This window comes from Sphaerochaeta sp. S2 (genome assembly GCF_016406725.1).
Lineage (GTDB): Bacteria > Spirochaetota > Spirochaetia > Sphaerochaetales > Sphaerochaetaceae > Sphaerochaeta.
Genome location: NZ_JAEKNT010000542.1, coordinates 1 through 5393, shown reverse-complemented (window position 1 = coordinate 5393; position 5393 = coordinate 1). Strand labels below are relative to the sequence as shown.

The 5393-nt window shown below is 47.2% G+C and carries 5 protein-coding genes; all 5 read right to left on the bottom strand.

The annotated features are described in order from the left end of the window. A partial coding sequence (locus JF818_RS16040; protein ID WP_198893048.1) for a DUF5107 domain-containing protein occupies nucleotides 1-1921 on the bottom strand: 1921 nt, incomplete at its 3' end. 3 nt (nucleotides 1922-1924) lie between these two features. After that, the gene (locus tag JF818_RS16035; protein ID WP_198893047.1) at nucleotides 1925-3016 is read right to left on the bottom strand and encodes a phosphotransferase enzyme family protein; all 1092 of its coding nucleotides are present in this window, start codon (nucleotides 3014-3016) and stop codon (nucleotides 1925-1927) included. A 50-nt stretch (nucleotides 3017-3066) separates the two neighbouring features. Next, the gene (locus JF818_RS16030; protein ID WP_198893046.1) at nucleotides 3067-3927 is read right to left on the bottom strand and encodes a carbohydrate ABC transporter permease; all 861 of its coding nucleotides are present in this window, start codon (nucleotides 3925-3927) and stop codon (nucleotides 3067-3069) included. Between the two features lie 9 nt (nucleotides 3928-3936). Then, the gene (locus tag JF818_RS16025; protein WP_198893045.1) at nucleotides 3937-4845 is read right to left on the bottom strand and encodes a carbohydrate ABC transporter permease; all 909 of its coding nucleotides are present in this window, start codon (nucleotides 4843-4845) and stop codon (nucleotides 3937-3939) included. 66 nt (nucleotides 4846-4911) lie between these two features. Continuing rightward, the coding region (locus JF818_RS16020) for an extracellular solute-binding protein (protein ID WP_198893044.1) at nucleotides 4912-5393 on the bottom strand (482 nt) is incomplete at its 5' end.

The window sequence follows — 5393 nt, the reverse complement described above, 5'->3', positions numbered from 1 at the left end:
ACCATAGGCTGTTTAGGGGAGTATCCCCTTCTCGGATATGCCCTATCTCCCGGTCAAAGACCAAGCTCTTGATAAGCGGGGCATTCTTCTCCTGAACAGCCAGCTTTGCACGGGTAATTCTTAAAGCTTCACTTGAATCCATCCAAGTGGGGGGAATATCCTCGAAGAGCTTCTGGGCTTCGACGGTTTTCTGTTCAGCAACCAAGAGTGCACAATACTCTTCTGCGATAGCAGGGTCAGCCTTAAAACCAGAGAGTCTGCTTGCGATTGAGTACCATCGAAGAGCTTCCTCCACTTCACCTCTTCTGATTTCCAGTTGTGCAAGATTTCTTGCGGTCCAGGCGTTTGGGAGATTCTCCATTGCCTTAAGCCAACACGTTTGGGCATATGATACTTCTTCTTGTTCCAAGTGGATGATCCCAAGGTAGTGATTGAGAGTGGCCGATTCATGGATAGTCAAGCAAGGGTTTCTCAATGCAGCCATGAATATTGCTTTCCATGTATTGGAACAGGGAGGAGCACTGAAAGGTCGCCTATTGGGGTCCATGACCGGCAGTTTCCCTTCTGTTATCAGGCCAAGATATGGAAGTTCCTGATCCTTGACGCTGTCCCTTTCAAAGCGGAACGCTACCGGTAGTGAGAGATTTTGGACCTTTTGTTCAAGGAAAGCCCAGCCGCTTCCTTGGTGCATTATTATTTCAGGGCTGCGTTCACTTGCCTTGAGGCATGTTTGATGCATAGCTCTGAGTCTCTGTTCATCTATGATCAAATGAATAGTATCCTCTGCTACCTGCATGGCAACTTCGTATTGTGGGCTGTGGGCTTCTTGTGGGGATATCTCCAAAGAACCGAAGGCCTGCGTCCAGCAGATTGAACTCTGTGCCTCCAGGTACGAGCCGTGCAATTGACTTGGAGCCAATCCACTTTGAACCTCGATGTATTCATCTTCACTGTCTGGAGAAAGGTAGCGTTGCCACCTCTTTCCCCCTGCATGGCTCCCCCAGCAGAACATTTTCCTGTAGGACAAGGGTGGTGTAGAAGCTTCAAAGAAGCCGCTGCCGTCTTCTTCAATGGCGCACTCCCATGGCATTGGGCTCTTTTCGCAAAGAAAGAAATACTCGTTTGATGCCTTGAATTGGCTCGGATACGAGGCATCAATGTCTTCGTAGATTTCCATTCGGGGCATATTCATATGGCCGAAGAGTCGGGTGTTGTTCTTTGCATAGGGATCCAGATAGATTGCTTCATTGCTACTTGCAAGAACGCGTGTCTTCTCTGTGACTGGTACTGCAGTATTTGTCCAGTAGTACAAGGATTTTCGCTCACTAGAAAGGTTGTGGATATGGACATGGGCATACAATAGCCTGGATGTATCTCCCAAGTGGAAGTCGATATGCCACCAGAGACCCTTGCATCGCTCATATTCAGAGAGCCGCAAGAACTGCACACCCTCCTCATCTTTCTGAATCGAGGCAAATACATCACTACAGGTGGTGAAGGCATGCCCATATTGACCTATATTCCACTCAATGCCTCCAGCGAACCATGCATCAAGATTGGAAAGGTTGCAAGCTTGGAGACTTGTATTGCAATATAGCAGTTCTCTGTCATTTTCTTTGTCGATAAGACTGATGAGCCTTCCTCCAAGCGTTGGGAGAAAGGTTGCCTTGAGATAGTCGTTCTCCATGATGATTGCAGGTATCTCTTGCTCTTCTCGGTTTCTATCGTATCGGTCTTGGATTTGGTAGGGAAGAGAACGCTTGCCGCAATCAAGGCCCATAAGGGCAGTATTCTTAGAAGAAACTTGTGGTTTTACTCTTACGAGGGCATCGTGCTTGGGGTCTCTGAAGGAGGGAAGTGGATTGGCTCCAATAGGTAAGGCCGCGTTTGCCTTGAATGTGCCACTCTTAATTGAAGTCATACTTTATACTCCTTGTGATAAGGTCTGCCACTTGCTGTCCATGTCCTGCATGAGGGCAATCTGGTTCCTCGCTCTATCAAGGTTTTGGTTCTCCCGATCAATATGATAGTAGCGATCCCCATTGAGAAAATCCGTCAAGAATCGTACTGCCATGATCTGGGTGATGTTTCTTCCTGATTCGACCACCAGTGATCGTTCAAGCGGGGTAAGAAAGTCAGCTTTTGAGAAGTATCCTTCCAGTAAAGCATGATGGAGTGAGGTGTCACAGTGTACCTTGGAAAGATCAGTGGCATCCTCCTCTGCTGTTGTGGTTGCCGTCCTGATCATATCCCCGGTATCGAAAAGGATGGTTCCAGGCATCACGGTATCAAGGTCAATGATACAGAGCGCTTCTTTTCCATCAAGGCTGAACAAGACATTGTTGATCTTCGTGTCATTATGGGTTACCCGTACAGGAAGACGCCCTTCCTGCAGTTTGTCCCAGAGAATGAATCCCCGCTCCTTGGTATCCATGAGATATTCCACATCAGGTCCTACCATCTGTATCCGATCCTGGTGGTTCACCTGTATTGCTTCTTCAAGCTGGTCATAGCGTAGGCGCATATCATGGAAGTGAGGAATGGTTTCATGCAGCATTTTTCCATCGAAGTCCGATAGCTGCAACTGGAAGTTGCCTATGGCCTCACCCAGGAGATATGCTTGTTCTGCATCTGCTATCGTCTTGAAGGTCTTCACGTGATCGATGTACTGGTAGGTCCTCCAATACCCCCCATCCTCATCAACATACACATTGGTCCCAGAACGGGTAGGTATGACACGCAGGCACCGTTGCTCAACATTGTCATAGTGACCGATTAGTTTCGATCGTATGTGTGAAGTAACCAGACTGACATTCTCCATCAAGGCAACCGGCTGCTTGAACACCAAGGTATTTATTCGTTGATGGGTATATTTCTGGACACTCCCTTCATTCGTGAAGGTGGTGAAGAACGTGGAGTTGATATGTCCTTCCTTGTTGACCTCGATGGAAGCCAGGGAACCTTCGATAGCGAAATGATTGATAACTTGGCGGAGCTTATATTCTGAAATCTGCATACAGGCCTCTTGGGGTGGGATGAGTAAAATGGAATGAACAGTGTGTGATTCTATCCTTTGATAGCTCCTGCTGTTACTCCTTGGATGATTCGCTCTGAAAGGAATATATAGAGGAGAAATGTCGGGAGGAAAACGATAACGACAGAGGCGAACATCCCGCCCCAATCTCCTGTGTATCGCATGGCTTGGATCATATTGAACAGTCCAACGGAGACAGGTCTCACCTTTGGTTTGTTTGCAAAAATCATTGACATGAAGTATTCGTTCCAGATGGTGATGAAGTTGAACACAGTAACCGTGATAATCCCCGGTTGCACCAAGGGGAACATAATCCTCCAGAAGGTCCCCATAGGGGAACAGCCATCGATGTAGGCTGCTTCTTCATAGGTGGTACTCAGGCTCTTGAAGAATGCAAGCAGGAAGAAAGTAGTGAAAGGAACATTCATGGCAATATAGAGGAATATGAGCAACCAACGGTTGTTTGTCAGGCGTAATCGGCTTACGAGGCTGAACAGTGGCATGACGATCATGATCGCTGGGATTCCTAATGCAGAGGCAAGAAGGCTCTGGATGGAAAGATTTCCCCTAAACTTGAACCGGCTCAATACATAGGCTGCAGGGGAAGCAATGAGGATGATCGAGGTACAGGATACCACGGTGTACATCAACGAGTTCATGAAATAGACCGATACTTTTTGTGTATTCCAGGCACGAATATAGTTCTCGAAATGGAACCCCGACTCAAACTTGAACATGGAATCACTGAATATTTCCTGACTGGTCGAAAAAGAAGCGAAGAATACCCAGCCAATGAGTACAAAGGTAAAGATTACCCATGTAACTACCAAGACGTAGGAAGGGATCAGTCTAACTTGTGTATGATGGTCGAGTGAACGAAGTTTTTTGGCCATGACTCCCTCCTATAATTCCACATCATCGTTCTTGACGATGAGGTTGGTTGCTGAAAAGGCGATGATGACAATAATCATCATGATAACTCCAACTGCTGCACCTGCTCCACTATCCCTGACGGTGGTGGTGCTGGCCGAGGACCCGAATACGATTTCGTACATATAGTTCATGGGAGCTACCGTTGCATTGGAGAGGTTGACCGGGCTGAATAACTGGCCCCAGACAAAGAAGGCAACAGTAAAAACGGTCCACATGACGATGTTTGTCCTAAAACAACCCCGTAGGAAAGGCAGGGTGATATGGAAGAAACGCTGGAAGACATTTGCTCCTTCTATTTGTGCAGCTTCCATATAATCCTTGGGTATTTGTTCAATGCTTGCCATGAAAATCAGCATGTGGTACCCAACCATGCCGAACGAATAGGCGACCAGCATGGACCAGAAGAGTTTGTCCGGCCCTGTCCAGAGGGTCTCAGAAAGTGTCGTCATCCCTAGTGTTGCAAAGATATCGTGAAGCAATCCATAGGAAGAGTTATAGACGTAGTTGATCCACATGGTTCCCATCGCAATTGCTGATACAACATTGGGGAGGTATATGACGCTCCTGAAGAATTTGGAAAATTTCATTCCATTGGTAAGGGATACGGCGAAGAACAGTGCGGTGACCATTACCCCTATACCACCAACAAGCCAGATATTTGCAATATTACGCATCGATTGTCTAAAAATAGCTGTATTGAACAGGGTCCGGTAGTTTTCCAACCCGTTGAAACTCCAGGTTGAAATCGGGTCTGATACAGACTCGACGGCAAAAAAGCTCATGATGGTTGTCCGGATCGAGGGATACAAGAATACCAACAGGTAGCAGATCATGGCCGGGGTGAGAAAGATGATGATCATCGTGCGATTCTTTTTCATAGTGGTACCTTTGAGAAATGAACGCCCCCTAAAACATGGTGTTTCAGAGGGCGTAGTGTATAAGCCCTATTTATTCATTGCAGCGTAGAACTGTTCAGCATTCAAAGAGCCAAGGATGAGCTTGGAGAAGTTCTCCTTGATCTTTGCATTGACGTCTGCAAGATTTTCCATTCCAGCAGCCCAGGTCATCCATGTGGTGGTATTGTCGATGATGGTCTTGGCTTCAGCTGTTTGCTTTGGCCAGGTGCTGTTCTTGCCCATCGGTACACCAAGGCTTTCCTTTGCCAGTTTGGAGTCCCACTCACCAGTGGTAAGGTAGACGATGAACTGGAAGGCTTCGTCTGGTACCTGAGAATTGGCATTGATGCCGAAGCACTGTGCTCCATAGTTGTTAGCTTCAGTGCCATTTCCGTTTGGTCCCATTTCAGGCCATGCGAAGGCACCCCAGTTGAAGTTAGGAGCGTTGCCCTTGATCTCATTAGGAAGCCAGGTTCCATTGAGGTACATCGCAACCTTTCCTGCGGCAATTTCCTCAATCTGTCCTGCAG

Excerpts from the sequence above, each read along its gene's own strand:
- JF818_RS16035 (WP_198893047.1), bottom strand. The coding sequence starts at position 3,016 with ATGCAGATTTCAGAATATAAGCTCCGCCAAGTTATCAATCATTTCGCT.
- JF818_RS16030 (WP_198893046.1), bottom strand. The coding sequence starts at position 3,927 with ATGGCCAAAAAACTTCGTTCACTCGACCATCATACACAAGTTAGACTG.
- JF818_RS16025 (WP_198893045.1), bottom strand. The coding sequence starts at position 4,845 with ATGAAAAAGAATCGCACGATGATCATCATCTTTCTCACCCCGGCCATG.